The following is a 17063-nucleotide window of genomic DNA, read 5'->3' on the forward strand; positions in this document are numbered from 1 at the left end:
AGTATTGCATGTAATTTCGAAATATCGAGAGGAGAGAAATAGCAATGGGATTATTAAATCGTGTTAAAGATCTTTTTCAAGCGAATGTAACCGACATGCTAAATAAATCAGAAGATCCAGAGAAAATGCTGAATTTATATGTAGACAAGGCCTCAGAGGACGTTCGCAACTTTCAAATCCAAGTGAATCGCGCAATTGCGGATAAGATTCAATTAGAAGAGCGCATTTCAAACTTACAAAAGGAAATTACTGAACGATCAGAACAAGCAACCTTAGCCGTTCAACAAGGAAAAGACGAGTTGGCGCGGACAGCCTTAACGCTTAAGAAGCAGGCGGAAACAAGTTTAGTGGACTTTGAATTGCAACTTGCGGATCAAGCGAAAGCTGTTGAAGAACTACAAGAGAATTTGCGGACCTTAACAGAGAAACTGGAAAAGGCTAAACAAGAACGTAATAATCTTGTAATGCGTCGGCGCCGGGCAAAGACTATGAAAGATGCAAATGATACTGTATCAGGTATCGCAAACCATGACTCGATGGCCAATTTTGATCGCATGAAGGAACGTGTTGAACGAATTGAGGCTGAAGCGAAAGCATCAAGCGTAATACTGAGTAACGAGAATTCACTGGAAGAACAGTTGGCTGATCTTAAAAAAGATCAAGAGAAATCCGCGATAGAAGATGAGCTTTTACAATTAAAGTCTCAAGTATACAAAGATTAGTAACTGTATAAGTAGGTGATGGTTATGAAGAAATGGGCGAAAAAGATGAGTATCGCCATCACCACTCTCCTGATCGTCACGAGCCAGGCAAATATTGCTCTGGCTCGTGCCGGCGGGGGAAGAGGTGGAAGCTTGGGGAAAAGCTACAGCGGAGGCGCTATGTCAGGTGGAGGATTCTCCGGTGGCGGCCTTTCGGGGGGATATTCTGGTGGAGGGTTAAATGGTTTTGCCTTCTTCCCATTTTTCTGGGGAGGTACTCCCTATGGAGGGAGTAGTAGTTTCTTTAGTGGATTAATCAGTATAGCATTAATCCTTGGGATAATTTATTTCTTATATATAACTTTGGGATCTTCATGTCGGACTCGGAAGAACAAGCGAAGCAAGGGAAATTCTAATTATAATGATCACAATGATTCCTCGTCCCATCCAATTGATGTTACTGGAAAACCAATTACAAATGAAGAAAATTTGCGTCGATTTGATAATGCTATCCAGTATACACGAGAAAATATGAGATATTATGCTGAAAGCTTCTCCCGTTGGGATCGGCGATTTTTGATTGAACAGGTTCGACAGGCGTTTTTCTGGATTCAAGACGCTTGGACGCGACAGGATTTAACTGGGGGAGAGAACTATATTGAATCCTCAGTCCTGCAAAAATTTTGTTCAGATTTGGAAAAGCTTAAATCTCGTGGTGAACGCAACGTAATTAAGGAACCAGTTCTTCATGCAGAGGATATAGAATTTATTCATAGCCACCTTGGCGAATCAAGTCAGTACTTCGTGGTCATGTTAAGGGCGAGTATGATTGATTATACTGTCGATACATCAGGGAAAATCATTGCAGGTGAGGATGATAATCGACTTTACTTTACGGAGTTTTGGAGATTTACTTGGCAAGGGGGTCAATGGATTCTCTCTGAAATTTATCAAGAGGATGCTTTGGAGATGACTCAAATTGCACGGGGTGATAGGTAATCCTCTGGGCGATTTGAACTGAGATATACAACCCGGATAAAAAAACAAAGTGCCCTCCCATGGAATATATTTACTACTTAGGGAGGGCACTCGCAGTGTAAATTATAGGAAATCTATGAATACCACCAGTAACTAAACTTGGGGCAAATAGACTAAAGGTGGAGAATGGAAGTTCATGGAGAAGCAACGGATTTTAGAAATAGATATACTTCGTACCATAGCTATTATTCTAATGGTTGTATTTCACTTTATATACGATCTTGATACATTTACGAACCTAGACATAAATGTACGAGATCCATTTTGGTACTACATCGGGAGGGTATCGGCCTTTTCGTTTATGTTTGTATCTGGAGTAAGCAGTTGTTTTAGCCGACACCCTGTCAAAAATGGTATCAAGATATTTGCCTATGGCTTAGGGATTACGGTTGTTACATTTATCTTTCTCAGAGAAGATTATGTCCGCTTTGGAATCCTTCATTTTCTTGGAATCAGTATGGTGCTTAATCCCCTGTTTTCTATTTTACCTCGCTTAGCCCTTATACCTCTGGCTTTATTCTCGTTTTTGATAGGTCAAATCTTGAAGATTAGTTTGATTAACTCAGCTTGGCTTCTTCCTATAGGGGTTACTTATCCTAATTTTTCTTCCATTGATTACTACCCACTATTCCCTTATATTGGTGTAACGATTCTTGGAGTATTCTTTTATAGAACATTCTATATCAATGGTAAGGGTTTGTTAGACGCTGAGCAAATCCCTATCTTAAATAGCAAGAAACCCCAATTTCTTATCAGAATGATGAGTCATCATTCGTTAGGAATTTACTTAATTCATCAACTTATCCTACTATCAATTATTTTCCTTGTTCAAGCAGCCCTTCAAATAAGGTGAAACTAGTACGAAATATGGTAAATCAGAAACGAATTAGAAATGGCTAATAACTTATTCAAGGAACAAAAGGTAGGCAAAATTTAATAAAGGAAGGAAGGAGATTCAAATGGGATTATTTTCACATACTGAAGTTTTACTTCACGCAAATATTCTGGACTTAGTGAACAAGGCCGAGGCCCCAGAGAAACTCTTAAATCTTTATATTGAAAGGGTAGCTGAAGAGTCTCGAAACTTAGTGACTCAAGCTAATAGGGCAATATTCGATAAAACTCAGCTAGTAGAACGGATTAAAAAACTACGTGTAGAAATTGCGATGAGAGCAAAGCTAGCTTCATTAGCTGAAAAAGAGGGAGAAGATGATTTAGCGCGGACTGCTCTCGACTTAAAGAAACAAGCCGAAACCAGTATGGCTGATTGCGAAGTGCAACTGATCGACCAAATTCAAACATTAGAAGCGCTATATGAAAATCTACGCATCTTAATTGAAAAGATAGGTAAGGCAGAACAAGTGCGAAATAACTTCGTAATACGTCAACACTGGGAGGAGACTAAGCCCCCAATGTACTGTTACATAGCAAAATAAAAATAGTAATTAGGACATGTAGTCCCCGTGCCAATGCACGGGGATCTTATATAGGCTCTATTTATATGCGCTTACAGTCAAAGTAAATATATCTCGACAGACATTTCTCTTATAAATTGTATTGATTGATACTTACTACACTTATCTAAGCTAATTTCTCTTCGGATTGGGAGTGGGTGTTTCCGTGTATACTCTGTAAGTCAATTTTCATAAAGGCCTCGACAATAATGGGATCGAACTGTGTTCCAGCGCATCTCTGTATTTCTTGAATGGCTACGTCACGGATCAGACCCTTTCGATAAGGACGATCTGAGGTCATGGCGTCATAGGTGTCTGCGACCGCAATGATGCGAGATTCAAAGGGGATAGACTCTCCTTTAATACCTTCAGGGTAACCATGTCCATCATATCTTTCATGATGATGAAGGATGATAGGTAACACGCTATCGAGAAAATTAATATCTTTTAAGATATTGAAACCAATTGAAGGATGAAGCCTGATTATTTCAAATTCATATTCAGAGAGTTTACCGGGTTTATGTAGGATTTCATCAGGAATCCCGATTTTCCCTATATCATGTAAAAGAGCAGCTAACTCAAGATGTTGGAGGCTTAGTGAATCAATTTCCATTATTTGACCAATGGCAGTAGCGATACCTGCAACTCTTTGAGAATGTCTAGCAGTATATTTATCACGAGCATCTACGGCGTTTGAAAGTGCCATAACAGTATTTCTGTAGGATAAATCTAATTGAGCATAAGATTGTTCTAAGCTGAGTTTTTGCCTTACTAACGATTCGTTTTGTGAGAGTAAGGTCTGAGAAGCATTGGAGATGTTGCGTAAAAGAAAAATATAGAGGATTAATAACCCAAAGAAGGTTATTCCAGTAATAGTTATATTCAAAGTAACAATATGACTCTTAATGTCGTAGGAAGTATAGACTTCGTAAACACCTACTATTTTCTGATCTAAGGCAATAGGTGAAAAGATCTGAATAACTTCATGTGCACTACGACCCTGTGGTTGTTCCCAGTCCATATTCAAAAAATTACTTTGAATTTTGCCATTTAAAGCTTGGGCAATTTCTTTTCCACCATCATAAGAGATAGGAATATTTGTTGAAAATATCTCTTCACTTTCTGTATTCCAAATTCGTATTCCGAAGATATCTGAAGATTTTGCAATATTACTTAAAGTTTCATTTAAGGAAACAGTCCTGCTTTTAGGGGCAGAAAATTGAAAATCATTTGGAATTAGTTTTGGAGTAAGAATTGTATCTAGAGTTAATAAGGTAGATTCTTGAATATTATTTAGCTTATCAGTTTTTATATGGTTAGTAACGAAAAGACTAATCTGGAGTCCAGTAATAAGAAATGCGGTAAGACTTAGGAGTATAAACTTTTTGGAAAGAGAATAATTCATTGCATAAAATGCTCCTCTTAAGTTCTTTTGATGAATTTTAACACAAGATTATGAAGAACTTGTAAAGATTTTCCTTGTCTTAAAGAACATAAGGAAATTTTGGAGCTCGGGTAATAATCTTCATATGATATTCATCATTAATTAAGCGAAAATTCACAACTTGAATATAGAATTGAGAAGAATGAACATCGAAGTCAGGGGTGGACAGGATGGTCAAAATTGGTTTGTTCATTGGAATGATAAGTATTGGTAATATATATGCTCTGTTTTTTCATACTTTATCGATGCCCTTGTTTGATAGTACTCTGATTCATTGTCTTATTTTGGGATCTGGATTTGGAATAATTAATTTCCTGCTTGCGAACTGGTACATGGCTAAAAATGCTCAAATTAAGCGCGATAACGAAAGCCTCAAATCGAAGGTATATGGAGATGATTTAACAGGATTGCTTAATCGTAAAGCACTTGAATTAGAGTGTAATAATTTCAATAATCAAGTTTTTTCCGTGCTATTTGTTGATGTGGATGATTTTAGGATGTATAATAATCGATATGGACATAAAAGCGGAGACCGTGTCCTTCACCAAGTGGGTGATGTAATAAGAGCAATAATTCGATCTGGGGATAATGCATACCGTTATGGAGGAGAGGAAATTGTTGTGTTACTTAAGGATTGTGAAAAGATAAATGCTCTGCAAATTGCCGAAAAGATTCGCGTTCAGGTAAGCCGCATAGATAATACCCCTTATCCACCAATAACCATTTCCTTAGGAGTTGCAAGCTGTCCCGAGGATGGACACTCAATTCAGGATGTTCTTGAGAAGTCCGATTCAGCGCTATTACTAGCAAAGAGGTTAGGCAAAAATCGTACCTTAGCCTTTGATGGTTAATTCATCTAAAATTATAGGAGGAATATTGTGAAAATTAGCTTCAAAATAGGCTTGGCAAATTTTATTCTGGTACTTCTCATTATTATCTTGGGAAGCACTTTTGTCATTACCGAACAAAGGACAATCAATCGATTTAATGATCTAGCTGAGAATAACTACCCCTTACAGATTTTGCTGAAGGATATACAAGTTAATATTCAGGGCCGTGGGATGAGCGAGCTTAGCTTTATTGTGACACAAGATACTATGCATTTGGAAATGATTTCGCACCAGACGGATGCAATTAAAGCAAGCTTAGACCAAGCCAAAACGCTTAATAACGATATAGCAGAATCAGAAAGAATTGAAATTCTTGAAAAAGATCTCGAAGAGTATCTAATACTCAGTCAAATGGTTGAAAACAAAGTTAAATCAAAAGATATAGCTGGTGCTCAAAAAATTCACTATGGCGAAGAGATGATGGCAATTGATCAATTGAATAAAGACGTTAGTGAACTCCTTGAACACAAGACTAAGGCGGTTGCAGCCAATATTGAGAATATTCGTCAAATATCCACACGAGGCCTAACTCTTGCGTTCACAATTAGCATCATTTTCGTGCTTTTGGCTGCTTTAAGCTGGCTTTGGCTAACCAAGACTATTGTCAATCCTCTGAGAAATTTAACAGAGGTCAGTTCAAAAATTGCCAATGGGGATTTGTCATTAAGGCTCAACATACGACATCAGGCAAAAGATGAAGTTCAACTTCTTTCAAATCATTTTGGAATAATGGTAGACAACCTACGTGGAGTGATTCAACAAGTACAGCATAACGTCTTGACGGCCAAACAGACCGTAGATACTTTAGCCATTCAGATGGAAGGAGCCCAGGCTTCATCCGAAGAAATGGCGGCATCCATCGAGGAGGTCGCAGGTCATTTACATACTCAGCAGAAGGGCATTGAAGACATCGTAGAGGCTGTTAATCGAACAGCAGAGGGAATTATTCAAATTGAACAAATGGAAAGTACGACACTAGATGTCGTAAGGCAAAATAGAATACAGGCATTAGCAGGAAATGAAACAAACCAGAGGGCAATTGATCAGATGGGAAAGATGGTCCTTCAAGAGCAGCAAATGACGGGAAAAATTCAGCAATTAGTAGTGGAATCTGAACAGATACAGAGTATTGTTGAAATTATCACGGGATTAGCAGCCCAAACGAATCTCTTGGCGCTTAATGCTGCAATCGAGGCTGCGCGTGCAGGAAGTCATGGTCAAGGATTTGCAGTAGTGGCAGAAGAGGTCAGAAAACTGGCAGAGCAATCGGCTAATTCCGCTAAGGAAATCGCCCTAATTAGTTCATCGATACGTCAAGGTATGCAAAATGTTGTGGAAGTGATGCAAGTTACCACTCAGGTCGTCGAGCAGGGGATGGAGAGTGTTCGGGAATCTGGGGAGGGATTTGAGCAGATATTAAATGCATCCAACGAGGCTGTAACGACAGTTGAACAGGTTAACCAAGCCATTCAGCGGATTTCTGCCGAGGCTCAGGTTATTGAAAAGTCGATTCAAGAGATATCTTTGGCTAGTCGCAATGTAAATCAGTCAGCAGAACAGATCCAAGCTGGAAGCCAAGAAGAAGCGGCAGCTATGGTAGAAATAACTACGCAAATTCAAGATTTTGTTACGATTTTGCAAGACTTAAAGAAGAAAGTAGATCAATTCATAGTCTAGTTATTTATAATGCAAGTTTTTAAGCCCAGAATAAGTAAGTTCTGGGCTTAAATCTCATCGGCGTGCAATTTGGTTTATATCAACGTGTACATAAATACCTAAAAATGGCCGCTACCTTTAGTTAGGTAGTTCGGCCATTAATAGATATAAATTCTAGATTTGAGGTTTTGACGGAGTAATCTTTGCTAAGACATTAATGGGGAAGTCTTACAAACCTCAGAGATGGATTTAATGTGTTCTGGAGATGAGTATTGGGATCTTTTAAAGGTTATAGTTTGTTGAACTAGGGCCTTGATTCATCATATTTGGGCCGTTGCCTCCGCAATGTTGACCATTAAAACCTCCAAGGTCTCCGTTATCAATGGCTTGATTACGATATTCTTGGTTTTGATCGATAAATTTCTTAGCCGATTTTGCGTCCTCTTTGTTCATTGCACCGGCTTCTACTTGTTTCTCAACAATCTGTTTTTGCAAATTAAACATTTGGCTGTAGAGGTCTTTAAGTTCACCAGCTTTAGACAAGTCTGTTTGGGCAAAAGCCGTTGTGGCTCCACCGATCATAAGAGATAATGTGAGGACTCCTAAGGCAATTTTCTTTTTCATGTATATCCCTCCAACAATTGTTTTATCCAATAACTTGGATTTTTCTAACACTATTAGCTTAGCTTAAGATTATGAAAAGCTTGAGAAGATAATTTGAATATCGTGTGAATTTGTCCGGAAATTCAAACGTAATTCTTGACAAAATCATAAATCTAGTCTAGAATGCAAATGTAGAAAGAAATAGGGTACCCCCCTATACTATATAAACTCAGCGAAGGAGTTGGGTCTTATGGGTGACGAAATCAATGAGAACTGTTCTACCTGTGAAACTGAAACCAGCGGTACAAGAACAGCCCACCATGACGAAAAGATAATTAAAGAGTTAATTAATCGCCTGAATCGAATTGAAGGGCAGGTTCGTGGTGTTAAAGGCATGATTGAAAGGCATGTCTATTGTGATGATGTACTGAATCAGATCACTTCGGCGCAATCTGCTTTAGATGGTGTGTCTAAGTTGTTACTGGAAAAGCACTTTAAATCTTGTGTCAAGGATCGTTTAAGTCAGGGTGATGATGAAGTCATCGACGAACTATTGAAAACTATATTCCGCATGAAAAGGTAGTGTGAAATCCATAATTGGGTATATTAAAACAACGATAAAGGAAACTTGTTCTGGTGGAGTTAAAACTCCACCAGAAGCCTAGTTGACTTGTCCACGCAATGGACAAAATATCAGGGAGGGATAAATGTGGCTAGTAAAACATTAAAAATAGAAGGAATGACCTGTGCAGCTTGCGCTAAGACGGTAGAAAGGGTCACCAAAAAACTCGGAGGAGTTACGGAGTCCAATGTCAATTTAGCGACGGAAAAGCTCAATATTAGTTTTGACGAGGATAAGCTGACCGTTGGAGATATTCAAGCTGCAGTAGAAAAGGCAGGCTATAAGGCACTTACTGATGCACTCAGCAAAACAATGAAAATTGAAGGGATGACCTGTGCGGCTTGTGCTAAAACGGTAGAAAGAGTTACGCGGAAGCTTGAAGGTGTAAATGAAGCCGATGTGAATTTGGCCACGGAAAAGCTGACCATTAACTATGAACCATCACTTGTAAAAGTTTTGGATATAAAGAAGGCCATCGAAAAAGCGGGATATAAGGCTATAGAAGAAGAGACTACAGTTGACACTGATAAAGAGCGGAAAGAGGAAGAAAGGAAGCAACTCTGGAGGAGATTCCTATTATCGGCCATCTTCACAGTCCCCCTACTCTATATGGCTATGGGGCATATGTTTGGTGAAGTTATAGGATTAAGGCTGCCACTGTTCATCGATCCCATGATGAATCCGCTTAACTTTGCTCTCACTCAACTGTTATTAACGATTCCTGTAATGATTGCAGGAAGACGCTTCTTTACAGTAGGTTTCAAATCCTTATTCCGGGGAAGTCCTAATATGGATTCCCTCATTGCCATGGGGACATCGGCAGCCTTTCTATATGGATTATATGCTATCGTGCAGGTTTTTGGCGGAAATGCAGCCTATGTTGATCAGCTCTACTTCGAAGCAGCGGGGACCATTATTACTTTAATTTCTCTGGGTAAATATCTAGAGGCTGTTACAAAAGGTAAGACTTCAGAAGCCATCAAGAAACTGATGGGACTTGCACCCAAAACAGCCCTTGTCGTTAGAGATGGAAAAGAAGTTGTCATCAACATCGATGAGGTTGAAGTCGGAGACGTGATTATCGTCAAACCCGGTGAAAAGATGCCTGTTGATGGTGAAGTGATCGAGGGAAATACGGCCGTAGACGAATCCATGCTTACTGGGGAAAGCATACCGGTAGAAAAGAATATCGGAGACAATATTATTGGGGCAAGTATTAATAAGAACGGAACCATTAAATATCGAGCGACTCGGGTCGGGAAGGATACGGCACTAGCCCAAATCATCAAGCTCGTTGAGGATGCCCAAGGTTCCAAGGCCCCGATAGCTAAACTTGCCGATGTCATTTCCGGGTACTTTGTTCCCATCGTTATCGGGATTGCCACCTTATCCGCTTTAGCCTGGTACTTCATAGGCGGGCAGTCCACTGTTTTTGCCTTAACCATCTTTATCTCGGTCTTGGTCATCGCCTGCCCCTGTGCTTTAGGCTTAGCTACTCCAACTGCAATTATGGTGGGGACAGGCAAGGGAGCTGAACATGGGGTTTTGATTAAAAGCGGTGTGGCTTTAGAAACGACTCATAAGATAAAGACCATTGTCTTTGATAAAACCGGTACGATCACCGAAGGTAAACCCAAGGTTACCGATGTGCTGGTGGCCGATGGGATAACTCAAAGTGATTTGCTTCAACTGGCTGCTTCTGCAGAGAAGGGTTCAGAGCATCCTTTAGGGGAGGCTATCGTCAAAGATGCAGAAGAAAAAGGCTTGGAATTTAAAAAGCTCGATTCCTTTAAAGCCATTCCAGGGCATGGAATTGAAGTGGATATCGAAGGAAAACACCTTCTGCTGGGTAACAGAAAACTAATGGTTGAAAGCAAGGTATCTCTAGAGAACATGGAAGAAGCATCAGATCGCTTAGCTGAAGAAGGCAAGACTCCGATGTATATCGCCATGGATAATAGACTGGCAGGCATCATTGCTGTAGCGGATACGGTAAAAGAGAATAGTAAAAAAGCCATTGAAAGGCTTCATAACATGGGCATTGAAGTCGTCATGATTACCGGTGACAATAAGAGAACTGCTGAAGCTATTGCTAAAAACGTAGGGATAGACAGAGTCTTAGCCGAAGTTTTGCCCCAGGATAAAGCCAATGAAGTTAAAAAGCTACAGGCCGAAGGAAAAAAGGTGGCTATGGTAGGGGACGGTATTAATGACGCTCCGGCTCTGGCCCAAGCTGATATCGGTATAGCCATCGGTTCAGGAACAGATGTGGCCATGGAATCCGCAGATATTGTTCTGATGCGAAGTGATCTAATGGATGTACCCACAGCGATTCATTTGAGTAAGAGCACAATACGGAACATTAAACAAAACTTATTCTGGGCCTTTGGTTACAATACCCTAGGTATACCCATTGCCATGGGAGTTCTCTACATTTTTGGCGGACCCTTACTAAATCCCATGTTTGCAGCTGCAGCCATGAGTTTTAGTTCTGTATCTGTATTATTGAATGCATTACGCTTGAAAGGGTTTAAACCCGTTCGTTAGTTTTTAAAGGACTTAGTAATAATCTGCCAATACACATGCAGATTAGATATAATTAACGGTATTTGAAAGGAGTCAAATCAAATGAAAAAGAAAGTATCGATCGAGGGAATGAGCTGCGGACATTGCGTGAATCATGTTCGGGAGGCTTTAAGTGAACTGAATGGAGTAACTCAGGTTGAAGTAAGTCTTGAAGGCAAACATGCTATAGTCGAAGCAAACCAAGATGTAAGCGGCGATGCTATCAAAGCAGCCATTGAAGAAGTTGGATACGAAGTTGTAGGTGTCCAAGAAGCATAACTCCAGAGACAATAAATTAAGAAAGAGAAGACCCAAGCGTATTGCTATGCTCCCCTAGGAGACGCATATCATTTTTCGCCCTGGGTCTTCTTGCTTTGGAGTTTATTAATGAATTGTTTACTCTCTATTTACCGAATACTCTTGCTTAGGACTAATCTCAGGTGATAAGCTACTATGAGGATGTATATCCTTGATATGTAAATAATTACACGATTATAAAGGAGGTCAATAATGATGAATGTGATATTAGTCAATGGTAGCCCACATGCCCATGGTTGTACATATGTTGCCCTAGAAGAAGTGGCCAATACCCTGAACGCTGAAGGAATTGCTACACAGATTTTCCAACTAGGAACAAAACCTTTAACTGGCTGCACCGCCTGCAAATCCTGCGCAAAAATAGGACATTGCATCTTCCCTGACTCTGTCAACGAGTTTCTTGATCTGGCTCAAGCAGCTGATGGATTTGTTTTTGGATCTCCTGTGCACTATGCAGCAGCGGGTGGTGCGATTACTTCTTTTATGGATCGGATTTTTTATGCAGACTCTCATGCTGGTAGAAATACCTTTTACTTAAAACCAGCAGCAGCTATTGTTTCTGCCAGGAGAGCTGGGACAACAGCCGCTTTTGATCAACTTAACAAATACTTCACCATAGCTCAGATGCCTGTAATATCCTCCCGCTATTGGAATATGGTCCACGGGGTTACGCCTGAGGATGTCAAAAAGGATTTAGAAGGTCTGCAGATAATGCGTATACTCGCAAGGAATATGGCTTGGTTCTTAAAGTGTAAAGAGGCAGGAATCAAAGCCGGAGTGCAGTTCCCTGAAAAGGAAGAAGGCATTCACACGAATTTTATCCATGACTAATCACTAACACGCTCACAATCTGCGATTAGATCATTAACAACTTGCCCAGCCATAAGAAGTCCAGACACCGGTGGGACGAAGGAAATGCTACCGGGTATTTGCCGTTTGATTGCACAATGGGCATCTCCACCTGGGCAAATGCAGTTATTCCGGCAATCGGCTTCCGTAGGCAGCGGCGTAAGGGGGAGATCCGGAGAATAAACGACTTTGATCCCTTTGGTTATCCCTTCCTTACGCAGTAATTTCCGTACAGCTTTCGCCAGAGGGTCACCACTGGTTTTGGAAATATCCGTTATCCGATAATTCTCAGCGGAGAGACGGTTACCGGCTCCCATACTGGAGATGAGGGGAATATTTCTTTGGATACATTCTTTGGCCAGAGTAACTTTACCTGAGACAGTATCAATGGCATCCACCACATAGTCAGGCTTACTGCCTAGGAAGCTTTCTGCATTTTCGGCAGAAAAGAACTCTTTGATGGCTTCCACCTTCGCTTTAGGGTTAATGTCTAGAATTCGTGCTTTCATAACCTCAACCTTGGCTTTGCCAATAGTGGAGTAGAGGGCATGAAGCTGACGATTGATATTAGTCAAACAAATCTCGTCGTAGTCCACTAGAATTAAATGGCCTACCCCAGCCCGTGCCAGTGCTTCAGCTGTATAAGATCCCACCCCTCCAACACCGAAAATGATGACGGTGCTTTCACTAAGTTTATTTAAAGCTGATTTGCCTATAAGAATTTCCGTTCTCGAAAATTTATGTTGCATGAGTAAAACCTCCTAGCTTAATGCGTAAATCAACCGACGTTGTCAATGAATCAGTATATCATGACAGACGGCCTAAATAAAATCGTTAGCTTCCCAAGATTAATTTATGGTGACTTGTCTGGGAATTCTAGAGGTAGTCTGTCAAATGACGAATCCTGAACAGGAGGAATAGCTGTGGCAAGAAAATCTGCACTGTTAATTGGGGCCAGTGGCTTGGTAGGAGCTAAACTGCTTGGCCTATTATTAAATGACTCGGAATATGAGAAAGTAATCATCTTTGTCAGAAAATCCCTTGAATTAAAACATCCGAAAGTAGAAGAGGTAGTGCTAGAATTTGATGAGCTAGCTCAGTATAAGGTTTATTTCAAAGTCAACGACGTATTCTGCTGTTTAGGAACAACTATTAAGAAAGCCGGAACTCAAGAGGCCTTTAAAAAGGTTGATGTGGAATATCCGCTGGAAATCGCTGGCATCGCCAAGGAAATGGGGGCTGAAAAGTTCCTCGTGATTAGTTCGATGGGGGCAAATGCCCGATCCAAGGTGTTCTACTCCCGCATGAAAGGCATCCTCGAGCAGGAACTTGAGAAAATAGGGATGGGTTCTCTACATATCTTTCGGCCCTCTTTGCTATTGGGAGATAGAAAAGAATTTCGGGTGGGTGAATCAGTGTCGTCATTGATTAGTAAAGGATTGCCCTTCCTCTTTGCAGGCTCCTTGAGGAAGTATAAACCAATTGGTGCAGAAACTGTAGCTAAGGGGATGGTTTTGGCAGCCCAAAGTGAGGCAGAAGGTGTCTTCATCCATGAGTCTTATGAAATAGAGAAAATGAACTAAGTGAGGATAGAACAGTGGTTGTCAAAAGAAATCGATGGACTTACCTTGCCCTAGTAGTGATCACGATGCTGCTAGGCCTAGGGAGTCGGCAATTTTCAGGGTATTTACCTAAGGTTATCAACTTTTACTTAGGGGATGCTCTGTGGGCTCTTATGATTTTCTTTTTATTTGCTTGCATCTTTCGAAACAAAGAAACTTTCGGGGTTGCAGCGATAGCCATACTTTTTGCTTATGGAATTGAAATCAGCCAACTCTATCATGCTCCGTGGATTGACGCCCTAAGGCAAACCACGTTGGGCGGGTTAGTATTGGGATATGGTTTTCTGTGGAGGGATTTAGCAGCTTACACCATCGGGGTGGGTATAGGAGCATTGGTGGATCAAAAAATAAACTTAAAATAAAAAATCAAATTTTGGATAATGGATCAACAAAATGCTACACTTACTCATAGGGGTGAATGCATTTGTCAGCAATTAAGCATCAGATTATGGTGACATTCATGCTGCTTTCTACTACTTCTATTTCCTCGTTCATAGCCTGTTATTTATCTTATCGAGGCTTTTTTAACGAGAGAAAGCAACTCACGATATGATGGAGTTGCTTTCATTACAATGATGGGTACACAGATAATAGGCTTGTAAATAATGGGCTAAATGAGGAGAACGATAAAGATGAGTTATATAAAGAGGATTGTGTACTTAGTATTGGGTACATTTATATTATCCGTGGGAATTGTCATGACGATGCAGGCTAATTTGGGATATGCTCCTTGGGATGTATTCCATCGGGGTATTTCCGATACGATCGGGATGTCTATCGGGAGTGTTTCTATAGTAGCGAGCCTTGTGATCAGTGCTGTGGTTGTACTGTTAGGTGAGAAGTTAGGCTTTGGGACGATTGTTAATATTTTTGCCATTGGTATTTATATGGATATATTATTGGAAATTATCCCTGAGATGCAGAGTTTTGGATCAGGGCTTATTATGTTAATCCTTGGGCTCTTTATTTGCGCCTTTTCTACCTATCTCTACATTGCTTCGGGTTTCGGGGCGGGGCCGAGGGACAGCTTAATGGTTGCTTTGGAACGTTTAACCAAATTATCGGTCGGAGTGTGTCGTGGAACGATTGAGGTAGTGGTGTGCATAGTAGGGTGGCTTTTAGGCGGACCCGTCGGGATGGGTACAATTATTTCCGCTTTTGGAATCGGAGTCTGTGTACAGTTAATCTTTTCTTGGGTGAAATTTGATGCTACAGGTGTGAAGCATGAGACAATTAATGAAACCATAAAGAATCTTAAAGGATTTTTGAAGCGAACCCTTAAGGAAGATGCGTAAAAAGAGTTGTTGCTCTAAATGGATGAATGACTTATGGGAAAGCTGCAGGAGGTAATTATGCAAGAAAAGTTGAATCGATTGAAGCAAATAGTAAAGGAAATGGAATCTGCTGTGGTTGCTTTTTCGGGTGGGGTGGACAGTACCTTTCTTCTAAGAGTAACCCATGAGGTCTTAGGAGATAGCTGTCTTGCCATAATTGGTGCTTCGGAGACAATGCCTACTGTGGATTATAATAATGCTTTACAGCAGGTGAAAGAATTTGGGGCCAATTATATAATCATAAAGACCGAGGAAATGACCAAAGAGGAGTTCGTGAAAAATCCCCAAAATCGCTGTTACCATTGTAAGAACGAGTTGTTTTCAAAGCTTCTGGCCATTGCTCAAGAAAAGAAGATCCAGTGGGTTCTAGATGGTAGTAATAAAGATGATTTAAAGGATTACCGCCCTGGGATGCAGGCTGCGAGAGCATTGGGGGTAAGAAGCCCGCTGCAAGAAGCAGGTTTAACCAAAGAGGAAATCCGTCAACTTTCCAAGGCAATGGGGCTCTCGACTTGGGATAAACCCTCCAGCCCGTGCTTATCCTCACGCTTTCCCTATGGAGAAGAAATAACCCTTGAGAAGCTTCAGCGAGTCGAGAGAGCAGAATCCTTGCTGAAGGAACTGGGATTTAGGAATTTAAGAGTCCGACATCATCAAGATATGGCTCGACTGGAAATCCCCCAAGAAGACTTTCCAAAACTCATGGAGCTGGACCCTGAGGATATCGTCAAACCTTTTAAGGAATTAGGGTTTACCTATGTTACCCTAGATCTAGAGGGTTTTCGGAGCGGCAGTTTAAACACCGGACTGCATATTCATTAATGGATTCCTTGTGTCTGTAATATATCACTCTTACCTCTATTCATCATAGTTTTACTTGATGACTCACTCATAGTTGTAGTGTTTTTAGCGAACTAGTATAGGCTAGTTCGTTTTTTGTTGGTTTGTTTTTAATCTACACGATTTATCAGTTGATATGACATATCTTCGTCGAAAGAAGGATAGAGGCATAGAGATAGAGAATTCGTCATAAGATAATGGTAAATAATGGGATATCTAATTTAGGCAGAAGATGAAATTAAGGAGGGAGCCCTATCAGGAAACGATGGATTATTCGCGGTGCCCTATTTTTCCTAGGAATGGCACTATGTGTTGCGTTCATGAATTTTGGTATCTTTCCTTTAAATGCCTTTAGGGGACCTAGTGCAGAGGAACTGACTTATTCAGAAACCCTAGTCACCAATCCTGACCAAACTCCTCAGCAAAGAATGCAAGAACAAAGAGCCAATTATGCTGCATATGTGAAGAAGGTAAAGACCGCTGTAGTAGCGAATCCAAGTGAAACAAATAGCGGCCTAGTAAAAGGAGAGTCCCTGCGGTCAGAAAGCACTGCGCCAACAAAAGAACTTTTTCGAGTGACTACCAATCCCTATGTTCCTGACTTTATTCTTCAGGGAAATTATGTGGTTCATGGAAGTTCCCCAGATAAGCGCTACACAGCTTATATCTATCCAGATGAGTGGGAAACCATCGGGGATATTTATATCAAAGATAGTGCAAACAGTAGTTGGTCGCGACTGCAGCTGGACCAAGAGTATAGAGTAAGGCTGTGGGATTATTACGCTCCTGAAGGTAAATATACTCCGAAGAAGAAAATTCTCTGGATTAATGACGATGAATTCATTACGATTATTGGTTTTGCTCATGGAACGGTATCTAAGGGAGGAGAATTGGTTAAGATACATCGAGCCGCGGGCAAGGGAGAAATCCTATATCCAGCCGATCATAAGCTCAATCAAGAGGTCATAGATTTTGAACAAATAGGCGACGATTTAGTTCTGAACATCAATCTTATCGATGCTAACGGATTTTGCTTAGAAAAAAGTGAGATGCGCGTTCCTCTGAGCGGTTTAGACTCATTGACTCAAGGCAAGGTGGCTATTAGTAAAGATTGAAAACAGGCTCTC

At 40.6% G+C, this 17063-nt stretch carries 20 protein-coding genes; 16 read left to right on the top strand and 4 right to left on the bottom strand.

Annotation, left to right across the window (positions count from 1 at the left end; all coding sequences use genetic code 11):
• Positions 1 to 44: 44 nt before the first annotated feature.
• The 4 genes from DESDI_RS05575 to DESDI_RS05590 all read left to right on the top strand — a co-directional run bounded on the left by DESDI_RS05575 (position 45) and on the right by DESDI_RS05590 (position 3175).
• Positions 45 to 722: a PspA/IM30 family protein gene (locus DESDI_RS05575; RefSeq protein WP_015261664.1), complete on the top strand. Its 678-nt coding sequence runs from the start codon at positions 45 to 47 to the stop codon at positions 720 to 722.
• A gap of 24 nt (positions 723 to 746) precedes the next feature.
• The gene (locus tag DESDI_RS05580) at positions 747 to 1700 is read left to right on the top strand and encodes a Tim44 domain-containing protein (protein ID WP_015261665.1); all 954 of its coding nucleotides are present in this window, start codon (positions 747 to 749) and stop codon (positions 1698 to 1700) included.
• Positions 1701 to 1875: 175 nt separating this feature from the next.
• Positions 1876 to 2592, top strand: coding sequence for a heparan-alpha-glucosaminide N-acetyltransferase (locus tag DESDI_RS05585; RefSeq protein ID WP_015261666.1), 717 nt, complete (start codon positions 1876 to 1878; stop codon positions 2590 to 2592).
• A gap of 106 nt (positions 2593 to 2698) precedes the next feature.
• Positions 2699 to 3175 (top strand): PspA/IM30 family protein, encoded by a 477-nt coding sequence (locus DESDI_RS05590; protein ID WP_015261667.1) that lies wholly within the window; start codon positions 2699 to 2701, stop codon positions 3173 to 3175.
• A gap of 145 nt (positions 3176 to 3320) precedes the next feature.
• Here the strand turns inward: DESDI_RS05590 and DESDI_RS17250 are convergent, their stop codons facing one another.
• A complete protein-coding gene (locus tag DESDI_RS17250) occupies positions 3321 to 4598 on the bottom strand; it encodes an HD-GYP domain-containing protein (protein ID WP_015261668.1) in 1278 nt (425 codons plus the stop codon).
• A gap of 79 nt (positions 4599 to 4677) precedes the next feature.
• Positions 4678 to 4830, bottom strand: coding sequence for a hypothetical protein (locus DESDI_RS18030; protein ID WP_172635867.1), 153 nt, complete (start codon positions 4828 to 4830; stop codon positions 4678 to 4680).
• 4 nt (positions 4831 to 4834) lie between these two features.
• Between DESDI_RS18030 and DESDI_RS05600 the strand changes: the two genes are divergently transcribed.
• Positions 4835 to 5488, top strand: a complete 654-nt coding sequence (locus tag DESDI_RS05600) for a GGDEF domain-containing protein (protein ID WP_242825444.1) — start codon at positions 4835 to 4837, stop codon at positions 5486 to 5488.
• Between the two features lie 27 nt (positions 5489 to 5515).
• Positions 5516 to 7204 (top strand): methyl-accepting chemotaxis protein, encoded by a 1689-nt coding sequence (locus DESDI_RS05605; RefSeq protein ID WP_015261670.1) that lies wholly within the window; start codon positions 5516 to 5518, stop codon positions 7202 to 7204.
• A gap of 261 nt (positions 7205 to 7465) precedes the next feature.
• Here the strand turns inward: DESDI_RS05605 and DESDI_RS05610 are convergent, their stop codons facing one another.
• Positions 7466 to 7807, bottom strand: coding sequence for a DUF2680 domain-containing protein (locus DESDI_RS05610; protein WP_015261671.1), 342 nt, complete (start codon positions 7805 to 7807; stop codon positions 7466 to 7468).
• A 229-nt stretch (positions 7808 to 8036) separates the two neighbouring features.
• On the opposite strand from DESDI_RS05610, the gene DESDI_RS05615 reads away from it, so the two are divergent.
• From DESDI_RS05615 to DESDI_RS05630, 4 genes are all read left to right on the top strand, one after another.
• Positions 8037 to 8369: a metal-sensitive transcriptional regulator gene (locus tag DESDI_RS05615; RefSeq protein ID WP_015261672.1), complete on the top strand. Its 333-nt coding sequence runs from the start codon at positions 8037 to 8039 to the stop codon at positions 8367 to 8369.
• A 126-nt stretch (positions 8370 to 8495) separates the two neighbouring features.
• Entirely contained in the window at positions 8496 to 10955 is a 2460-nt protein-coding gene (locus DESDI_RS05620) for a heavy metal translocating P-type ATPase (protein ID WP_015261673.1), read from the top strand.
• A gap of 81 nt (positions 10956 to 11036) precedes the next feature.
• Positions 11037 to 11252, top strand: coding sequence for a heavy-metal-associated domain-containing protein (locus DESDI_RS05625; protein ID WP_015261674.1), 216 nt, complete (start codon positions 11037 to 11039; stop codon positions 11250 to 11252).
• Positions 11253 to 11486: 234 nt separating this feature from the next.
• Positions 11487 to 12122 (top strand): flavodoxin family protein, encoded by a 636-nt coding sequence (locus DESDI_RS05630; RefSeq protein WP_015261675.1) that lies wholly within the window; start codon positions 11487 to 11489, stop codon positions 12120 to 12122.
• Here the strand turns inward: DESDI_RS05630 and DESDI_RS05635 are convergent.
• On the bottom strand, positions 12119 to 12889 hold the full coding sequence (locus DESDI_RS05635; RefSeq protein WP_015261676.1) for a tRNA threonylcarbamoyladenosine dehydratase: 771 nt from the start codon (positions 12887 to 12889) through the stop codon (positions 12119 to 12121). The genes DESDI_RS05630 and DESDI_RS05635 overlap by 4 nt on opposite strands.
• Before the next feature lie 174 nt (positions 12890 to 13063).
• On the opposite strand from DESDI_RS05635, the gene DESDI_RS05640 reads away from it, so the two are divergent.
• From DESDI_RS05640 to DESDI_RS05660, 6 genes are all read left to right on the top strand, one after another.
• Positions 13064 to 13723, top strand: a complete 660-nt coding sequence (locus DESDI_RS05640; RefSeq protein ID WP_015261677.1) for an oxidoreductase — start codon at positions 13064 to 13066, stop codon at positions 13721 to 13723.
• Between the two features lie 14 nt (positions 13724 to 13737).
• Positions 13738 to 14124, top strand: a complete 387-nt coding sequence (locus DESDI_RS05645; protein ID WP_015261678.1) for a ribosomal maturation YjgA family protein — start codon at positions 13738 to 13740, stop codon at positions 14122 to 14124.
• A gap of 56 nt (positions 14125 to 14180) precedes the next feature.
• A complete protein-coding gene (locus DESDI_RS17840; protein ID WP_427846160.1) occupies positions 14181 to 14315 on the top strand; it encodes an ABC transporter permease in 135 nt (44 codons plus the stop codon).
• A gap of 79 nt (positions 14316 to 14394) precedes the next feature.
• The gene (locus tag DESDI_RS05650) at positions 14395 to 15057 is read left to right on the top strand and encodes a YczE/YyaS/YitT family protein (RefSeq protein WP_041219297.1); all 663 of its coding nucleotides are present in this window, start codon (positions 14395 to 14397) and stop codon (positions 15055 to 15057) included.
• Between the two features lie 57 nt (positions 15058 to 15114).
• Positions 15115 to 15918, top strand: coding sequence for an ATP-dependent sacrificial sulfur transferase LarE (larE, locus tag DESDI_RS05655; RefSeq protein WP_015261680.1), 804 nt, complete (start codon positions 15115 to 15117; stop codon positions 15916 to 15918).
• A 338-nt stretch (positions 15919 to 16256) separates the two neighbouring features.
• Positions 16257 to 17051: a DUF4652 domain-containing protein gene (locus DESDI_RS05660; RefSeq protein WP_015261681.1), complete on the top strand. Its 795-nt coding sequence runs from the start codon at positions 16257 to 16259 to the stop codon at positions 17049 to 17051.
• The last annotated feature ends 12 nt before the right edge of the window (positions 17052 to 17063 follow it).

It is taken from the genome of Desulfitobacterium dichloroeliminans LMG P-21439 (genome assembly GCF_000243135.2).
In the GTDB taxonomy this organism is placed as follows: domain Bacteria; phylum Bacillota; class Desulfitobacteriia; order Desulfitobacteriales; family Desulfitobacteriaceae; genus Desulfitobacterium; species Desulfitobacterium dichloroeliminans.